18 protein-coding genes are annotated in these 16,268 nt (G+C 67.9%); 13 read left to right on the top strand and 5 right to left on the bottom strand.

Annotated features, from left to right (window positions below; all coding sequences use genetic code 11):
- Positions 1 to 6: 6 nt before the first annotated feature.
- Positions 7 to 1,704 (bottom strand): acyl-CoA dehydrogenase, encoded by a 1,698-nt coding sequence (locus tag ACRAQ3_RS02545; protein ID WP_432255558.1) that lies wholly within the window; start codon positions 1,702 to 1,704, stop codon positions 7 to 9.
- Between the two features lie 99 nt (positions 1,705 to 1,803).
- Between ACRAQ3_RS02545 and ACRAQ3_RS02540 the strand changes: the two genes are divergently transcribed.
- The gene (locus ACRAQ3_RS02540) at positions 1,804 to 2,751 is read left to right on the top strand and encodes an L-threonylcarbamoyladenylate synthase (RefSeq protein ID WP_432255557.1); all 948 of its coding nucleotides are present in this window, start codon (positions 1,804 to 1,806) and stop codon (positions 2,749 to 2,751) included.
- Between the two features lie 199 nt (positions 2,752 to 2,950).
- On the top strand, positions 2,951 to 3,427 hold the full coding sequence (locus ACRAQ3_RS02535; RefSeq protein ID WP_432255556.1) for a hypothetical protein: 477 nt from the start codon (positions 2,951 to 2,953) through the stop codon (positions 3,425 to 3,427).
- 117 nt (positions 3,428 to 3,544) lie between these two features.
- Here the strand turns inward: ACRAQ3_RS02535 and ACRAQ3_RS02530 are convergent, their stop codons facing one another.
- The 4 genes from ACRAQ3_RS02530 to ACRAQ3_RS02515 form a co-directional block, all read right to left on the bottom strand.
- Positions 3,545 to 4,453 (bottom strand): MBL fold metallo-hydrolase, encoded by a 909-nt coding sequence (locus tag ACRAQ3_RS02530; protein WP_432255555.1) that lies wholly within the window; start codon positions 4,451 to 4,453, stop codon positions 3,545 to 3,547.
- Between the two features lie 62 nt (positions 4,454 to 4,515).
- Positions 4,516 to 5,562, bottom strand: coding sequence for a YeeE/YedE family protein (locus ACRAQ3_RS02525; RefSeq protein WP_432255554.1), 1,047 nt, complete (start codon positions 5,560 to 5,562; stop codon positions 4,516 to 4,518).
- 38 nt (positions 5,563 to 5,600) lie between these two features.
- Entirely contained in the window at positions 5,601 to 5,936 is a 336-nt protein-coding gene (locus ACRAQ3_RS02520) for an ArsR/SmtB family transcription factor (protein ID WP_269398406.1), read from the bottom strand.
- 89 nt (positions 5,937 to 6,025) lie between these two features.
- Entirely contained in the window at positions 6,026 to 6,409 is a 384-nt protein-coding gene (locus ACRAQ3_RS02515) for a thioredoxin family protein (protein WP_432255553.1), read from the bottom strand.
- Positions 6,410 to 6,504: 95 nt separating this feature from the next.
- Here ACRAQ3_RS02515 and ACRAQ3_RS02510 point away from each other — a divergent pair, with 95 nt between their 5' ends.
- From ACRAQ3_RS02510 to hemA, 11 genes are all read left to right on the top strand, one after another.
- Positions 6,505 to 7,245, top strand: a complete 741-nt coding sequence (locus ACRAQ3_RS02510; protein ID WP_432255552.1) for a cytochrome c biogenesis CcdA family protein — start codon at positions 6,505 to 6,507, stop codon at positions 7,243 to 7,245.
- A 12-nt stretch (positions 7,246 to 7,257) separates the two neighbouring features.
- Positions 7,258 to 7,818 carry a thioredoxin family protein gene (locus ACRAQ3_RS02505; RefSeq protein WP_432255551.1) on the top strand — a complete coding sequence of 187 codons (561 nt, stop codon included), beginning with the start codon at positions 7,258 to 7,260 and terminating at the stop codon, positions 7,816 to 7,818.
- Between the two features lie 115 nt (positions 7,819 to 7,933).
- Positions 7,934 to 8,410, top strand: coding sequence for a sulfur oxidation c-type cytochrome SoxX (gene soxX, locus ACRAQ3_RS02500; protein ID WP_269398410.1), 477 nt, complete (start codon positions 7,934 to 7,936; stop codon positions 8,408 to 8,410).
- A gap of 23 nt (positions 8,411 to 8,433) precedes the next feature.
- On the top strand, positions 8,434 to 8,856 hold the full coding sequence (soxY, locus tag ACRAQ3_RS02495) for a thiosulfate oxidation carrier protein SoxY (protein ID WP_269398411.1): 423 nt from the start codon (positions 8,434 to 8,436) through the stop codon (positions 8,854 to 8,856).
- A 23-nt stretch (positions 8,857 to 8,879) separates the two neighbouring features.
- Complete coding sequence (gene soxZ / locus ACRAQ3_RS02490; RefSeq protein WP_085897779.1) at positions 8,880 to 9,209, top strand: thiosulfate oxidation carrier complex protein SoxZ; 330 nt, start codon at positions 8,880 to 8,882, stop codon at positions 9,207 to 9,209.
- A 31-nt stretch (positions 9,210 to 9,240) separates the two neighbouring features.
- Positions 9,241 to 10,101 (top strand): sulfur oxidation c-type cytochrome SoxA, encoded by an 861-nt coding sequence (soxA, locus tag ACRAQ3_RS02485; protein WP_432255550.1) that lies wholly within the window; start codon positions 9,241 to 9,243, stop codon positions 10,099 to 10,101.
- 88 nt (positions 10,102 to 10,189) lie between these two features.
- Complete coding sequence (soxB, locus tag ACRAQ3_RS02480; protein ID WP_432255549.1) at positions 10,190 to 11,884, top strand: thiosulfohydrolase SoxB; 1,695 nt, start codon at positions 10,190 to 10,192, stop codon at positions 11,882 to 11,884.
- Between the two features lie 38 nt (positions 11,885 to 11,922).
- Positions 11,923 to 13,182, top strand: a complete 1,260-nt coding sequence (soxC, locus tag ACRAQ3_RS02475) for a sulfite dehydrogenase (protein WP_432255548.1) — start codon at positions 11,923 to 11,925, stop codon at positions 13,180 to 13,182.
- A complete protein-coding gene (locus ACRAQ3_RS02470) occupies positions 13,166 to 14,491 on the top strand; it encodes a c-type cytochrome (protein WP_432255547.1) in 1,326 nt (441 codons plus the stop codon). Before soxC ends, ACRAQ3_RS02470 begins: the two co-directional genes overlap by 17 nt.
- Before the next feature lie 109 nt (positions 14,492 to 14,600).
- The gene (locus ACRAQ3_RS02465; protein ID WP_269398416.1) at positions 14,601 to 15,032 is read left to right on the top strand and encodes a DUF302 domain-containing protein; all 432 of its coding nucleotides are present in this window, start codon (positions 14,601 to 14,603) and stop codon (positions 15,030 to 15,032) included.
- Between the two features lie 3 nt (positions 15,033 to 15,035).
- A complete protein-coding gene (gene hemA, locus ACRAQ3_RS02460) occupies positions 15,036 to 16,259 on the top strand; it encodes a 5-aminolevulinate synthase (RefSeq protein WP_432255546.1) in 1,224 nt (407 codons plus the stop codon).
- Positions 16,260 to 16,268: the final 9 nt, after the last annotated feature.

Below are 16,268 nucleotides of genomic sequence, written 5' to 3'. Positions count from 1 at the left end.
AGCCGGTCAGGCCACCAGATCCTCAGCGTCCAGCGCCATGACGCAATCGGGACCGGCGCGCAGCGCCGCCAGATGTGCCGCCTGCTCGGGCAGCATCCGTTCGACGTAGAAGCTGGCGAGACGCCGGCGCCTGCCCTCTCCGGCCTGCGCCGCGCGCAGGTGGTAATGCGCGCCCAGCAGCCGCGCGAAACCGCGCAAGTAAGGCATGGCGCCCGCAAATCGCTCGGCCGGGGGGCGGCCCACCAGCCGCTCGGTCGCCTCGCGCATCGCCTCGGCCGCCTGCCAGACCGGCTCGGCCAGATCGGGGAGCGTGTCGCGGGCCGCCTCGGCCCCGGTCTGGACCTCGTCAATCAGCGCGAAGGCCGCCTCGCCGCCATCCATCATCTTGCGGCCGACCAGATCCATCGCCTGGATGCCGTTGGTGCCCTCGTAGATCGCTGTGATCCGGGCGTCGCGCAGGAACTGCGCCGCGCCGGTTTCCTCGATGAAGCCCATGCCGCCATGCACCTGGATCCCGAGATCGGCGACGTTGATCCCGGTTTCGGTCCCGAAAGCCTTGGCGATGGGCGTCAGCAGGGCCGCGCGGGCCTTGGCCGCCGCGTCGCCCTCGCGGCCCAGATCGATCGCCTTGGCGCAGGCCAGCGTGATCGCACGGGCGGCGAAGGTCTCGGCCCGCATCCGCGCCAGCATCGCCCGCACATCGGCGTGCTCGATGATCGTGCCGGTGCCGCCCACCTTGCCCTGCCGACGTTCCTGCGCATAGGCCAGCGCCGCCTGCGTCGCGGCCTCGGCCACGCCCACGGCCTGGGAGCCGACCCCGAGCCGCGCGGTGTTCATCATCGTGAACATCGCCGCCATGCCGCCATGCGCCTCGCCGACGAGCCAGCCGGTGGCGCCGTCATACTCCATAACCGCCGTGGGCGAGCCATGGATGCCGAGCTTGTGCTCGAGGCTGACGACGCGCAGCGAATTGGCCTCGCCGGGCCGGCCATCGGCGTCGGGGAGGAACTTGGGAACGAGGAACAGGCTGATGCCCTTGGTGCCTTCGGCCGCATCCGGAAGGCGGGCCAGCACCATATGCACGATGTTGTCCGAGAAATCGTTGTCGGCCCAGGTGATGTAGATCTTCTGGCCGGTGATCCGGTAGGTGCCGTCGCCGTTCGGCTCGGCCTTGCTGCGCAGCGCGCCGACATCCGACCCCGCCTGCGGCTCGGTCAGATTCATCGTGCCGCACCATTCGCCCGAGATCAGCTTGGGCAGATAGAGCGCCTGCAAATCCGGCCCCGCATGGCTTTCCAGCGCCTCGATCTCGGCTTGGGTCATCAGCGGGTTCAGCTGCAGCGCCAGGCAGGCGCCGCCCATCATTTCGTTGACGCAGGTGACGAGCGCCATCGGCAGCCCCATGCCGCCATACGCCTCGCCCGCTGCCATGCCGACCCAGCCGCCCTCGGCGATGGCCCGGTAGCCCTCCGCATAGCCGGGCGAGGTGCGCACCACGCCATTCTCGAGCCGCGCCGGTTCGAGATCGCCGGCCCGGTTCAGCGGCGCGAGGATCTCGTCGCACATGCGCCCCGCCTCGTTGAGGATCGCATCGGTGACATCGGGGGTCATTTCCGCGTGTCGCCCCGTCGCAGCCACGTCGGAAAAACCGATCACGTGCTCCAGAATAAAGCGAAAATCATCGACAGGGGCTTGATAGGGCATTGCGGGTCTCCTCCGGCGCGTGGCATTCCGGTTTCGGACGCCGTCGCCGGCACAGCGTGGTACGGCGCCCCCCGACCTCGCAAGCCCGGACGCCACGTCATGACCCGACACCTCGACCCCGACGAGACCGGCCTCAAGCGCGCCGCCGAGATGCTGCGCAGGGGCGGCCTCGTGTCGTTTCCGACCGAGACGGTCTATGGGCTGGGTGGCGACGCCACCGACGATGCCGCCGTGGCGCGGATCTTCGAAGCCAAGGGACGGCCCAGCTTCAACCCGCTGATCGTGCACCTGCCCGATGCCGAGGCGGTCGAGGCCTATTGCGTCATGGGCGACACGGCGCGACGGCTGGCCTCGACCTTCTGGCCCGGCGCGCTGACGCTGGTGCTGCCGATCCGGCCCTATGCGGGTATCTCGAAACTGGTGACGGCCGGGCTCGACACGCTCGCGGTGCGGGTGCCCGATCATCCGCTGGCGCAGGCGCTGCTGCGCGAAACCGCGCTGCCGATCGCTGCACCATCGGCCAATCCCTCCGGCCGGGTCAGCCCGACCAGCGCGAACCACGTACTGGCAGGACTGGCCGGACGAATCGAGGCGGTGCTCGACGGCGGGACCTGCGGCGTCGGGCTTGAATCGACCATCATCGACTGCACCGGCGAGGTCCCGGCGCTGCTGCGCGCCGGCGGGCTTCCGACGGAGGTGATCGAGGATTGCCTCGGCGCACCGCTGGCGCTGGGCCCGGTGGCGCCCGCCACCGCCCCCGTCTCGCCGGGGCAGCTCGTCTCGCATTACGCGCCGAAGGGTACGGTGCGGCTGAATGCCACCGAGACCGAACCGGGCGAGACCTATCTCGGCTTCGGCGCCCTTGGAGCCGACATGAACCTGTCGCGCTCGGGCGACCTTGTCGAGGCGGCGGCCAATCTCTTCGATTACCTGCACCGGCTCGACGCGATGGGGGCGGAGCGGATTGCCGTGGCGCCGATCCCCGACCACGGGCTGGGCCGCGCGATCAACGACCGGCTGCGCCGCGCCGCGGCCCCGCGAGACTGATCACCTGTCGGCGGGGCCCTTCGACCTGCTGGGTTTGGCCAAGGCCGTGATGGGTATCACCCCTCCGGTCTAGACCTTTCGAGCGGTTGAAATTTCATGGTCAGGATCGCGCTACGGGCGTAATATCGCCTCCAATATCCCCGACTCATTTTTGATCGTTTCACGAGCGCGCCATGTGGCTGCGCTTGAGGAGGCCGTGATGAAACGTCATGTCGTTCGCGGGGCGCTGATCGGCGCTGCGCTGATCTCCAGCATCGGATATGCCGAGGCAAAGAGGCGGGCCTCTCCCGCCATGGGCATCGCCATCGTCCAGCCTCCTTGGGATGCCGACGAAACTGCCGCCGGACACGCCGAACTCAGGCCCGGCGAATGGCGCCTGATCCGGCGCTGGGTCGCATCCTGCCTAGCGGAAACGCCGATCGGCGGTCTCGATGCCACCGCACTGCCGGTGGTTCTCCAGATTGCACCGAATCGTCGCCTGACGGTGCTGCCGCAGCTCGTCACGGACAGCAGGCCGCCGGGTCGCAGCAAGATGGCCATGGCCGATCTCGAGACGGTCTTGGGCAGCTGCGGGGTCGCGAGCCTCTACGAACCGCCAAACCGGGAGGCCATCGACCTCGTGATGCTGATCAACCCCGTCACCGGAGAGAGCCGGCCGCTTCAGCGGGCTGACTGAGCCCCGCCGTCAAGTCGACACGAAAAGGATCAACGCACCAACACGTATTGTCCGACGCGACCTCGGGAAAACCTGTTCCTCACCGCCGTGAGCCTGGCGCATGCGATCCGGCTGCGGCTACATCTCCGAGACGAAGGAGAACTCGTCGCCATTCTTTGCCACGCGACCGATTCCGCCCCCCGGCAGGTGGAAGCCGATCAATGGCACCTCGCGCTCGGCCAACTCCTGCAACAGGGACAGGCGGGTCCGGGCGGCCTGCTCGGGTTCCTGATCGGCGGGCATGGACCATTCGGGGCGCGCGAAGGCCAGATGCGCGTTGCCAATGGCATCGCCCACCACGACCGCCCGGCCGCCATCGATCTCGAAGGACATGTGGCCCGGCGTGTGCCCGTAGCTGGCACGGGCGGCGACGCCGGGCAGGATCTTGTCATCCTCCTCGAAGGTCTCCAGCATGTCCTTCAGGAGTTCGATCCGGCGTGCGGCCCCGGCGGCGAAGCTCTGCCGCTCGGCGCCGATCGTCTCGGGGGTCTCGGGGTCGATCCAGTAGTCGCGCTCGATCCGACCGATGAGATGCCGCGCGTTCACGAAGAGCGGTTCGTCGAAATCGTCGATCGCCCCCCAGAGATGATCCGGGTGGCCATGGGTGAACACGACATGGGTGATGTCGTCGGGCGTGAGGTCGAGAGCGGCGAGCGCCTCGGGCAGCCGCCCCGTGCTTTGCATGAAGCCCGGACCGGCGCCCGCGTCGAACAGAACGACATCCGCACCCGAGCGCAGCAGCGTCACATTGCAGGGCGGCTCGTACCCCCCGGCAGCGACGCCGGCCGCATCGAGGATCGCGCGCGCCTCGTCCCGCGGCAGATCGCCGATCAGGAAACTCTCGGGGAGTTGCAGATGCCCGTCGCTCAGCGTCGTGATCCGCAGATCGCCGAGATCCATCTCCGTCGCGGCCCAGGCCCGGCCGAAGGCGAAGGTGGCACCGAGCCCCGTCGCGCCACGCAACACGCTGCGTCTGGTGATCCTCATCTTCCCTCCCCGAAAAACACATTCGCATCATTGCATGCGAATCGTCGCAGCGTCGAGGGGGATCACTCGGCCATGACGAAGCCGTCGATCAACTGCCGCAGCCCGATCGCGGCGCCCAGCGCGATCGCGGCCAGCGTCACCGGGGCACTGATCGCAAGGACCGAGAAGGCGGTGATGCCCTGGCCGATGCTGCAGCCCGCCGCCGTCACCGCGCCCCAGCCCATCAGCCCCGCGCCGAGGATCTGGCGCTTGAGTTCGCGCGGATCCTCGCAGGCTTCCCAGCGGAAATGACCTTTCCAGAGACTGCCCGCGAAGGCGCCCGCCAGCACGCCAACCACCGATCCCACGCCAAAGCTCAGCGCCGTGCCGCTCGAGGTCATGGTATAGAGCATGGTTTCGCCCAAGGGCGCCGAGAAGCTGTGAGATGCGACGGGCAGCGCGTCGAACCCGGTCCGGAATAGCCAGGCGGTGCCCGCCCATCCCATGGCAATGGCCAGCCCGACCGACGCGCCGCAAAAGACCGCGCCACGGCCCAGCGCCGCGCCGCTCCGAAGCGACAGGGCGAGGATGGCCAGCCCGACGAGCACGCCGCAGGTCCAGAGCGGCAGGCCGGTGGCCTGCGAGACCCAGTGTCCGATACCCGGCGTCGGCCCATCGCCCGGTGCGAAGAGCGCGACCCGAAGCCCGGAGAGCGGACCGGACAGGGTCGCGTATGCCGCGAGCCCCATGACTAGCACGATCACGAAGGAGCGCATGTCGCCGCCGCCCAGCCGCGCCAGCGCGCCGTAACCGCAATTGCCCGCCAGCGCCATGCCGTAGCCGAAGACCAGCCCGCCAAGGATCGCGCCCGGCAGGCTCCAGCCTTGGGCGAAATAGAAGCTGTCCATCGGATCGAACAGCCCAGCGGCCATCAGCCCGAAGGCCGCGATCACCGCGACGCCGATGGCGATGCCCCACATCCTGAGCCGCCCAAGGCTGCCGCCATAGAGCGCGTCCTCGATGGCGCCGAGCGTGCAGAAGCGCCCCAGCCGCGCGGCCGCACCCAGCACCGCGCCGCTGCCCATGCCGATGAGCGCGGCGACGGTCGGCTCGTCGAGCCAATCCAGCATATCTTGATCCTCCCCGCGCGCCCTCCCCGGCGCGCCTGTCAGCCCGAGCGGCAGAACAGCTCGTAGACGAGCTCCATGATCCGGCGCGGCCTGTCGTCGGTCAAGCTGTAGTAAATGATCTTTCCCTCGCGGCGCGGCGTCACCAGCCCCTCGAGCCTGAGCCGCGCGAGCTGCTGCGAAACGGCGGCCTGCCGGGCCGAGAGCAGTTGCTCGAGTTCGGTCACCGATTTCTCGCCGGTGACCAGATGGCACAGGATCATCAGCCGGCCCTCATGGCCCAGCGCCTTGAGAAAGTCCGAGGCCTCGCGCGCGTTGCGCATCATAAGGTCCATGTCGGCTTCGCTCATGTCTTCGGTGATCTTCGGCAGGGCCATCGCTGCGCTCTCCGTTTCGGCGAAGCGGCTCCGCCCGATGTCAGGCAAGAAATCTATGGCCTCGGGCCCCGTATAACAATGCGATGCGGTCATCTGGATCGATCCTGAGGCACCAAAGTCGCGCCCGGCGTCTCGCCCAGAAGACGCGCCAAGAGACCCCAGAAGAAATCCTCGCCCGGATAGCCCTCGATCCGGCCCAGCTCGCGCCCGTCCTCGACCAGCAGGAAGGTCGGGGTGAAAACCACCTTGCCGTCGAGATCCATGCCGCCCGGCAGCTCGCCGATATCGATCCGGCGCAAGGGCGCCGCTTCGCCCTCCTCGGTCTTGGAATAGATCGGCCCGATCTCGTCGTTCCAGCGCGCGCACCACGGGCAACCGGTCTGCTCGACCATTACAAGCTCCAGCGCCGCCGCGGCGGCACCGGACTGAAAGGCCATGAACAGGCCGAGGCAAAGGGCTGCGACGCGCGACATGCAGATCCTCGATCGGAGCTGGTACGGCGCTCGATTGACTGACCGCCACCATCCCATAATAGTATTGCAATATGATATAGGCAATCGGAGGCGGCATGTTCGAGGTCACGCTGGGCGGGGCGGTGCTGGCGGGGCTGCTGTCGTTCCTGTCTCCCTGCATCCTGCCGATGGTGCCCTTCTATCTCGGCTATCTCGCTGGGACCGGCGCCCGGCAGGCCGAGATGGGTGGCACCCCGCCCGGACGCGGCCGGACGCTGCTTTTCACCGCGCTGTTTTCCGCAGGGGTCATCACCGTCTTCGTGGCGCTCGGGGCCTCGGCCTCCTTCGCCGGGCAGTTCCTGCGCGAATGGTTCGACCTGCTGCGCTGGGTCGCGGCCGGGATCATCGTGCTGATGGGGCTGCATTTTCTGGGCCTGCTGCCGATCGGCCTGCTCTATCGGCAGTTTCGCCTCGACGGGGCGGCGGGACCGGCGCGTGAGATCGGCCTCGCGGGCGCCTTCGTCATGGGGCTCGCCTTCGCCTTCGGCTGGACGCCCTGCGTGGGCCCCGTGCTCGGCGTGATCCTGTTTACCGCGGGCAGCCTCCAGACCGCCGCCGAAGGCGCATGGCTGCTGCTGGCCTATGGGGTCGGCATGACCCTGCCCTTCCTGCTCGCTGCGGTCTTCGTTGCGCCCTTCACCCGCCTCATGCACCGGTTCCGGCGCTATCTCGGCACGGTCGAGAAGCTGACCGGGGCGCTGCTCGTGGCCTTCGGACTGCTGATCGCCACCGATTCGGTGAACCTGATCGCGCAATGGATGCTCGATGAATTCCCCATCTTCAGCCGCTATGGATGACAGGAGCCCGTCATGATCCGCTTCCGCCACGCGCTTGTGCTATTTTTCCTCTCCGCCCTGCCCGCCATGGCGGAGATGGGCGATGACGGGCTCCATAAGGCGCCCTGGATGCGCCAGACCTTTCTCGACCTGCGCGAGGATCTCGCCGAGGCGAATGCCGCCGGGCAGCGGCTGATGCTGCTCGTGGAGCAGCGCGGCTGCATCTACTGCCGCAAGATGCATGAGGAGGTCTTCGTCCTGCCCGAGATCGCGCAGATCCTGGACGAAGACTACTTCGTGGTGCAGCTCAACATGTTCGGCGATCTCGAGGTGACCGATTTCGACGGCACCGTCCTGCCCGAAAAGGCGATGATCGCGCGCTGGGGCCTGCTCTTCACGCCGACCATGATGTTCCTGCCCGAGGAGGTGCCGCAGGAAACCACGGCGGCCGAGTCGGCGGTGGCGGTCATGCCGGGCGCGTTCGGCCCCGCGACCACCCGCAACCTGCTGCGCTGGGTGTTGGAGCATGGCTATGCGGGCGACGAGCCGTTCCAGAAATACCACGCTCGAATGCTTGAAAACCAAGCTGAATAGCGGCTTGGGCTTGCGCCGGATTGAGCCGTATTCAAGAAATTAAATATGATGTTGATTGGAACACCCGGTCCGGAGTAACGTCGCTTCGGAGGACAAAATGCCGCAGGGAGGACTTATGTCGCGACAAATCACCCTTGCCGTGGCGCTCGCGCTCATCGGCGCGGCCGCGCAGGCCGAGGTCGCGCCGCAGGAGGTGGCCTACGGCGAATACGGCGCCATCGAGACGTCCCTGAGCGGCAGCCCCGGCGACCCGAAGGCGGGTGCCGAGGTCATGGCCGATCGAGGCTTGGGCAACTGCGTCGCCTGCCACGCGGTGGGAGCACTCGAGGAAGTGCCATTCCATGGCGAGATCGGCCCCCCGCTCGACGGAGCGGCCGACCGTTGGACCGAGGCGGATCTCCGCGGGATCGTGGCAAACGCCAAGATGACCTTCCCGGAGACGATCATGCCCGCCTTCTACAAGACCGAAGGCTTCATCCGTCCCGGCGACGGCTTCACCGGCAAGGCCGGCGAGGAGCCGCTGCCGCCGCTGCTTACCGCGCAGCAGGTCGAGGACGTGGTGGCCTACCTGATGACGCTGCGCGACGAGTGAGCGCGCGGCAGGAGAGGAGAGAGATGAGCTTTTCACGCAGACAGACGCTGGCCATCATGGCCGGCAGCGGCCTCTCGGTGATGCTGGGCGGGCGCATGGCGCTCGCCACGCCGACCGAGGAGCTGATCGCCGAGTTCACCGGCGGCGCAGAGATCACCGGCGAGGGGCTGACCCTCACCGCGCCCGAGATCGCCGAGAACGGCAACACCGTGCCGGTCGAGGTCGATGCCCCCGGCGCCGAGTCGATCATCCTTCTGGCCACCGGCAACCCGAACCCCGATGTGGGCGTGTTCCATTTCGGCCCGCTGGCGGGCGCGCAGATGGCCTCGACCCGGATCCGCCTTGCCGGCACGCAGGAGGTCGTCGCCATCGCCAAGATGGCCGATGGCAGCTTCGCGCGCGCGGCGCAGGAGGTGAAGGTCACCATCGGCGGCTGCGGCGGCTGAGTTCGGGACAAGGAGCAAGAGACATGGCAGAGAACGTCACCCCCCGCGTCCGCGTCCCCAAGGAAGCCGCCGCCGGAGAGGTCATCACCATCAAGACCCTGATCAGCCACCCGATGGAATCGGGGCAGCGCAAGGACAAGGAGGGCAATCTCATCCCGCGCTCGATCATCAACCGCTTCACCTGCACCTTCAACGGCGAGACCGTGATCGACGTGGCGATGGAGCCCGCGATCTCGACCAACCCGTATTTCGAGTTCCAGGCCAAGGTGCCTGAGAGCGGGACCTTCACCTTCACCTGGATCGACGATGACGGGTCGACCTACGAGGACACCAAGGAGATCGCCGTCGCCTGACGGCACGAAGAGGGCAAGGGAGGAGACCTTGATGAGACAGACGCTGAGGACCGGCGCCGCATGGGCGGCGCTCGGGCTGGCCGGGTCGGCCGCCCTTGCCCCCGCCGCGACGGCGCAGGAGGCGAACCTCGTCATCAATGACGAGATCGAGATCGTGACCCGGGCGCCCGCGCCCGAGCACATGGAATACATGAGCGAGGTCGTCTCGGGCTGGGAATACCGCTCGCCTGAGACCCAGGCGCTGCAGATGGATGATTTCGAGAACCCCGGCATGATCGGCGTCGACAACGCCCGCGCCGATTTCGAAACCGCGATGGGTCCAGACGACCAGTCCTGCGCCTCGTGCCATGAAAGCCCCGAGGCGCTCGAGGGCGTGCGCGCGGTCTATCCCAAGTGGGACGAGGCCAAGGGCGAGGTGCAGACGCTGGAGATGCAGGTCAACGAATGCGTGACCGAGCGCGCCGGGGCGGAGCCTTGGGACTATACCGGCGATCGGATGACCGAGATGGTCGCGCTGATCTCCTCGGTCTCGCGCGGCATGCCCGTCAACGTGGCGATCGACGGCCCGGCCCAGGAAACCTGGGAGCAGGGCAAGGATATCTACTACACCCGCTATGGCCAGTTGGAGCTCGCCTGCGCGAACTGCCACGAGGACAATTACGACAACATGATCCGGGCCGATCATCTGAGCCAGGGCCAGATCAACGGCTTTCCGACCTACCGGCTGAAGAACGGCGCGCTCAACGCGGTGCATGACCGCTTCAAGGGCTGCGTGCGCGACACCCGTGCCGAGACCTTCGCACCGGGCAGCCCGGAATTCGTGGCGCTGGAACTCTACGTCGCCTCGCGCGGTAACGGCCTCTCGGTCGAGGGCCCCTCGGTCCGCAACTGACCCTTCGCACCCCGCCCGGCTTTCGCCCGGCGGGGTGCTTTCGCCCGAACATATTCAATAATACGCATCCGATGACAGGGAACCGCCCATGATCGCCCGCCGCCACTTTCTTCAGGCCGGCCTCGCCGCCTCCGCCCTCTGGGGGGCCTCCGGCTTCGGCAACTGGTCCCGGCTCGCGGCCCAGCAGCGGCTCAGCCAGGACGACCTGATCGGCACCGGTGGCCCCGGCAATGTCACGCTGATCCACATCACCGACATCCATGCCCAGACCCAGCCGATCTGGTTCCGCGAGCCCGAGATCAACCTCGGTGTCGGCGAAGCGCAGGGTCTCGTGCCGCATGTCACCGGCGCCGCCTTCCGCAAGCTCTACGGCATCGAGGACGGCTCGCCGCTCGACTACGCGCTGACCTATGACGATTTCGTCGCGCTGGGCCGGGAATACGGCAAGATGGGCGGTCTCGACCGCATCGCCACCGTGCTCAAGGCGATCCGGGCCGAGCGCCCCGATGCGCTGCTGCTCGACGGCGGCGACACCTGGCAGGGCTCGCTGCCCGCCCTCAAGACGCAAGGCGCCGACATGGTGCGGCTGTTCAACGCGCTGGGCACCGACGCGATGACCTCGCATTGGGAGTTCACGCTGGGCATCGACCGGGTCAACGAGATCCTCGAGACCGAACTCGACCCCGCCTTCCTCGGCGCCAACATCTTCGACGCGACATGGGACGAGCCGGCCTACGAGCCCTACAAGATGTTCGAGCGCGGCGGCGCCTCGATCGCCGTGATCGGCCAGGCCTTCCCCTATCTGCCGATCGCCAACCCGAACTGGATGTTCCCCGATCTCAGCTTCGGCGTGCGGCAGGAGCGGATGGCCAAGGTGGTGCAGGAGGCGCGCGACGCGGGCGCCGAAATCGTGGTGGTGCTGTCGCATAACGGCTTCGACGTGGACCGCAAGATGGCCGCGCAGGTGCCCGGCATCGACGTGATCCTGACCGGTCACACCCATGACGCCCTGCCCGAGCCGGTACTCGTCGGCTCGACGCATCTGATCGCGTCGGGCAGCCACGGCAAGTTCGTCAGCCGCGTCGATCTCGACGTGCAGGACGGCGCGCTCAAGGGGCTGACCCACCGGCTGATCCCGATCTTCTCGGACGTGATCGCGCCCGATCCGGAGATGACCGCGCTGGTCGAGGAGACCCGCGCGCCGTTCAAGGACGAGATGTCCGAGGTGCTGGGCACCACCGAGTCGCTGCTCTACCGGCGCGGCAACTTCAACGGCACCTGGGACGACCTGATCTGCAACGCGCTGATTTCCGAGCGCGAGGCCGACATCGCGCTCTCGCCCGGCTTCCGCTGGGGCGCCTCGCTGATGCCCGGACAGGAGATCACCCGAGAGGACGTCTTCAACGCCACCGCGATGAGCTACCCCGAGGCCTACCGCTCGGAAATGACCGGCGAGACGCTGAAGCTCATTCTCGAGGACGTGGCCGACAACCTGTTCAATCCCGACCCCTACTACCAGCAGGGCGGCGACATGGTCCGCGTCGGCGGCATGGGCTACCGGATCGACATCGCCCAGCCGCAGGGCAGCCGCGTCACCGAGATGACGCTGCTGTCGTCGGGCGAGAAGATCGATCCGTCGAAAACCTACGTCGTGGCCGGATGGGCCAGCGTCAACGAGGGCACCGAGGGCCCGGCGATCTGGGACGTGGTCGAAAGCCATATCCGCAATCAGGGCACCGTTTCCATCGACCCCAACACAAGCGTCGACGTGGTGGCCGGATGAGCCGCCCCGCCGACATGGACGACAAGAGGACCCCGAGCATGAGCAAAGATCCCGCCCCCTCGCGGCGCGGCTTCCTGACCGGCGCGCTCGCCGCCGGCGGCGCCATCGCGGGCAGCCGCGTGGCCGCACAGTCGCCCGATCCGGCGATCACCGAGCTGCAGCCCTGGATGCAGTATCTGGGCGACGGCGTCGATGCCCGCCCCTATGGCACCCCCTCGCAATACGAGGCGCATGTCATCCGTCGCAACGTCGAATGGCTGACCGCCGATCCGGTCTCCTCGGTGAACTTCACGCCCCTGCACGAACTCGACGGGATCATCACCCCGAACGGGCTGTGCTTCGAGCGGCACCATGCCGGCATCGCCGAGGTCGACCCGGCAGCGCACCGGCTGATGATCAACGGCCTGGTCGACAAGCCGCTGGTCTTCACGATGCAGGACCTGATGCGCTTCCCGCGCGAGAACCGGGTCTATTTCCTCGAATGCGCGGCGAATTCGGGCATGGAATGGGCCGGCGCGCAGCTCAATGGCTGCCAGTACACCCACGGCATGATCCACAACGTCATGTATACCGGCGTGCCGCTGCGGCTTCTGCTCGAAGAGGCGGGAGTCAAGACCAACGGCAAGTGGATCATGCCTGAGGGCGCCGATGCATCGGCCATGACCCGCTCGATCCCGATTGAGAAGGCGATGGACGACTGCCTCGTCGCCTTCAAGATGAACGGCGAGGCGCTGCGTCCCGAGCAGGGCTACCCGATCCGCCTCGTCGTGCCGGGCTGGGAAGGCAACATGTGGATCAAGTGGTTGCGCCGGATCGAGGTCGGCGACCAGCCCTGGCATCACCGCGAGGAGACGTCGAAATACACCGACCTTCTCGACAACGGCATCGCCCGCCGCTTCACCTGGGAGATGGACGCCAAGTCGGTCATCACCAACCCCAGCCCACAGGCGCCGATCCTGCACTCCAAGGGACCGACCGTGCTTACCGGCGTCGCCTGGTCGGGTCGCGGCACCATCCCGCGCGTCGACGTCACACTCGACGGCGGCAAGAACTGGCACGAGGCGCGCATGTCGGGGCCGAGCTTCGACAAGTCGATGCACCGGTTCTACTTCGAGTTCGACTGGGACGGGAAACCGCTGCTGCTGCAAAGCCGCGCGCATGATTCCACCGGCTACGTGCAGCCGACCAAGAACGACCTGCGGGCGATCCGCGGCGAGAACTCGATCTACCACAACAACGGCATCCAGACCTGGCATGTCAACGAACGCGGCGAGGCGGAAAATGTCGAAGTTTCTTAAAATCCTCGCACCCGCCTCCGCCGGCACGGCGAGCGTGCTGACCCTGGCCTACGTGCTGGCCGACCAGTTTGTGGTCGACATGCCGGCGCCGGCGCGGGTGTCCTTCGTGGCCGCCGCCAACGCCCAGGAGACCGAAGCCCCCGCCCCGACCGTCGAGACGGTCGCGCAGGCCAATGCCGAGCCCGCTGCCCCGACCCGCGATGGCGGCTACGGGCTGGGCCGCGAGGCGCTGCCCGAGGAGATCGCCGCCTGGGACATCGACATCCGCCCCGACGGGCAGGGCCTGCCGGTGGGTTCGGGCGATGTCTGGACCGGCGAGGAGGTCTTCGTCGAGAAATGCGCCTCCTGCCACGGCGATTTCGGCGAGGCGGTCGGCCGCTGGCCGCAGCTCGCCGGTGGTCAGGGCACGCTCGAGCGCAAGGACCCGGTCAAGACCATCGGCTCCTACTGGCCCTATCTCTCGACCGTCTGGGACTACGTGCACCGGGCCATGCCCTTCGGCGACGCGCAGTCGCTCACGCCGGACGAAGTCTACGCGATCACCGCCTACCTGCTCTATCTCAACAACATCGTCGAGGACGACTTCGAGCTGTCGAACGAGAGCTTCGCCGAGGTCGAGATGCCCAATGCCGAGGGATTCAAGCCCGACGACCGGCCCGAGACCGAGCTGACCGCCTTCTCCGGCGAGGCCTGCATGGAAGGCTGCAAGGACGAGGTCGAGATCACCATGCGGGCCGCCGTGCTCGACGTGACGCCGGGCTCGGACGAGGGTGACGCGGATGTCGAGGACACCGCGATCGAGGTCGAGGAGCAGGCCGCGGCGCAGCCCGCGGATGCCGAGCCCGCCGAGGAGGCAGTGGCGGGTGACCAGCCCATGGCGCCGGAAGATGCGGCTGTCGCGGGTGAGGCCGACAAGGCCTCCGTCGAAGGCGCCGACGCGGAAGCGGCCCCGGCGGAGGCGGTCGTCGAGGCGAGCGCCGGACCCGATCCGGAGTTGGTTGCGGCCGGCGAGCGGGTGTTCAAGAAATGCGCCGCCTGCCACCAGGTCGGCGACAACGCCAAGAACCGCAGCGGCCCGCAGCTCAACGGCATCGTCGGGCGCACCGCCGGCACGGTCGAGGGCTTCCGCTACTCGGGTGCGCTGGAAGAGGCCGGCGCGGACGGGCTGGTCTGGGATCACGAGAGCCTCGCGGGCTTCCTCGCCGATCCGCGCGCCTACCTGAAGGGCACCAAGATGTCCTTCGCGGGCTTGCGCAGCGACGAGGACATCACCGCCATCACCGCCTTCCTCGAAGCGCAGGGCGAGTGAGCCATTCCGGGCGGCCCGTGCAGGGCCGCCCGCATCGCCGCCTTGGGCGGCAGGAGGGAAACGGCCGGGCCATGCCCGGCCCGACCCGCAACAGGGGAGGAGTAAGGCCATGAGACGGATCCTTTTGACGGCGCTGGTCGCGTTTGCGGGCGGGGTCGCCTCGGCGCAGGAGGTGGTCACCTATCCCTTCGACGGCAGCTTCGAGGACGCCACCTTCAGCGTCGAGAGCGCCATCGTCGGAGAGGGTCTGGTGGTCGACTATGTCAGCCGCGTCGGTGACATGCTCAACCGCACCGGGGAGGACGTGGGCAGCGACGTGACCATCTTCGACGCCGCCGACGTGTTCCTGTTCTGCTCGGCGGTGGTGTCGCGCAAGGTGATGGAGGCCGATCCGGCCAACATCGCGCACTGCCCCTACGGGATCTTCGTCACCGACAGGGACGGCGCGGTCGAGATCGGCTACCGGGCGATGCCCGATGGCCCGATGCAGGAGGTGCAGGCGCTGCTCGACGGCATCGCCAAAGAGGCGGCGGGGCAGTAGCGGGTGGCCTTCGACAGCTTCTTCGCCGCCGAGCTCGACCGTCTCAGATCCGAGGGCAACTACCGCCGCTTCGCCGAGTTGGAGCGCCATCGCGGCGCCTTTCCCGCCGCCACCCGCCATGACGGCCCCGCGCCCTCCGAGGTCACCGTCTGGTGCTCGAACGACTATCTCGGCATGGGCCAGCACCCGAAGGTGCTGGCCGCGATGCACGCGGCGCTCGACGAAGTCGGCGCAGGCGCGGGCGGCACCCGCAACATCTCGGGCACGACCCGCCATCACGTGGCGCTCGAGCGCGAGCTGGCCGACCTGCATGGCAAGGAGGCGGCGCTTCTCTTCACCTCGGGCTACGTGTCGAACTGGGCCGCCCTGGGCACGCTGGCCGCGCGCATTCCCGGCTGCATCGTGCTGTCGGATGCGGGCAACCACGCCAGCATGATCGAGGGCATCCGTCACAGCCGCGCCGAAAAGGTGATCTGGAAGCACAACGACCTCGCCGATCTGGAGGCGAAACTCGCGGCCCTGCCAGCCAATGCCCCGAAGATCGTCGCCTTCGAGAGCGTCTATTCGATGGATGGCGACATCGCCCCCATCGCCGGCATCTGCGACTTGGCCGAGCGCTACGGCGCCTTGACCTATCTCGACGAGGTGCATGGCGTCGGCCTCTACGGCCCGCGCGGCGGCGGCGTCGCCGAGCGCGAGGGGCTGATGGGGCGCATCGACGTGATCGAGGGCACGCTGGGCAAGGCTTACGGCGTGATGGGCGGCTATATCGCCGCCTCCGCCGCCTTGTGCGATTTCGTGCGCAGCTTCGCCTCGGGCTTCATCTTCACCACCGCGCTGCCCCCCGCCGTCGCTGCCGGCGCGCAGGCGGCGGTGCGCCACCTCAAGACTTCGGACGCCGAGCGCCGGTTGCAGGCCGAGCAAGTGTCGAGCCTGCGCGCCCGGCTCGACGCGGCGGGCATCCCACACCTGCCCAATCCGAGCCACATCGTGCCGGTGATGGTGGGCGATCCGGTGAAATGCCGCTGGATATCGGACCTGCTGCTCGACGAGTTCGGCATCTACATCCAGCCGATCAACTATCCCACCGTGCCGCGCGGCACCGAGCGGCTGCGCATCACGCCCTCGCCGGTGCATTCGGAGGCCGATCTCGACCGGTTGGCCTCGGCGCTGGAGGCGCTCTGGGACCGCTGCCGTATCGCCCGCGTGCCGATGGCCGCGCAATAAGGGAGACCG

It is taken from the genome of Limimaricola sp. AA108-03 (assembly GCF_050847355.1).
Taxonomy (GTDB): Bacteria; Pseudomonadota; Alphaproteobacteria; order Rhodobacterales; family Rhodobacteraceae; genus Limimaricola.
The sequence above is the reverse complement of the archived record's forward strand: the minus strand, read 5'-3'. Positions and strand labels throughout refer to the sequence as shown.

Excerpts from the sequence above, each read along its gene's own strand:
- ACRAQ3_RS02545 (WP_432255558.1), bottom strand. The coding sequence starts at position 1,704 with ATGCCCTATCAAGCCCCTGTCGATGATTTTCGCTTTATTCTGGAGCAC.
- soxC (WP_432255548.1), top strand. The coding sequence starts at position 11,923 with ATGAGCAAAGATCCCGCCCCCTCGCGGCGCGGCTTCCTGACCGGCGCG.
- soxZ (WP_085897779.1), top strand. The coding sequence starts at position 8,880 with ATGGCAGAGAACGTCACCCCCCGCGTCCGCGTCCCCAAGGAAGCCGCC.
- ACRAQ3_RS02540 (WP_432255557.1), top strand. The coding sequence starts at position 1,804 with ATGACCCGACACCTCGACCCCGACGAGACCGGCCTCAAGCGCGCCGCC.
- ACRAQ3_RS02470 (WP_432255547.1), top strand. The coding sequence starts at position 13,166 with ATGTCGAAGTTTCTTAAAATCCTCGCACCCGCCTCCGCCGGCACGGCG.
- soxX (WP_269398410.1), top strand. The coding sequence starts at position 7,934 with ATGTCGCGACAAATCACCCTTGCCGTGGCGCTCGCGCTCATCGGCGCG.
- soxA (WP_432255550.1), top strand. The coding sequence starts at position 9,241 with ATGAGACAGACGCTGAGGACCGGCGCCGCATGGGCGGCGCTCGGGCTG.
- soxB (WP_432255549.1), top strand. The coding sequence starts at position 10,190 with ATGATCGCCCGCCGCCACTTTCTTCAGGCCGGCCTCGCCGCCTCCGCC.
- ACRAQ3_RS02530 (WP_432255555.1), bottom strand. The coding sequence starts at position 4,453 with ATGAGGATCACCAGACGCAGCGTGTTGCGTGGCGCGACGGGGCTCGGT.
- ACRAQ3_RS02510 (WP_432255552.1), top strand. The coding sequence starts at position 6,505 with ATGTTCGAGGTCACGCTGGGCGGGGCGGTGCTGGCGGGGCTGCTGTCG.
- ACRAQ3_RS02535 (WP_432255556.1), top strand. The coding sequence starts at position 2,951 with ATGAAACGTCATGTCGTTCGCGGGGCGCTGATCGGCGCTGCGCTGATC.
- ACRAQ3_RS02465 (WP_269398416.1), top strand. The coding sequence starts at position 14,601 with ATGAGACGGATCCTTTTGACGGCGCTGGTCGCGTTTGCGGGCGGGGTC.
- ACRAQ3_RS02525 (WP_432255554.1), bottom strand. The coding sequence starts at position 5,562 with ATGCTGGATTGGCTCGACGAGCCGACCGTCGCCGCGCTCATCGGCATG.
- ACRAQ3_RS02505 (WP_432255551.1), top strand. The coding sequence starts at position 7,258 with ATGATCCGCTTCCGCCACGCGCTTGTGCTATTTTTCCTCTCCGCCCTG.
- soxY (WP_269398411.1), top strand. The coding sequence starts at position 8,434 with ATGAGCTTTTCACGCAGACAGACGCTGGCCATCATGGCCGGCAGCGGC.
- ACRAQ3_RS02515 (WP_432255553.1), bottom strand. The coding sequence starts at position 6,409 with ATGTCGCGCGTCGCAGCCCTTTGCCTCGGCCTGTTCATGGCCTTTCAG.
- ACRAQ3_RS02520 (WP_269398406.1), bottom strand. The coding sequence starts at position 5,936 with ATGGCCCTGCCGAAGATCACCGAAGACATGAGCGAAGCCGACATGGAC.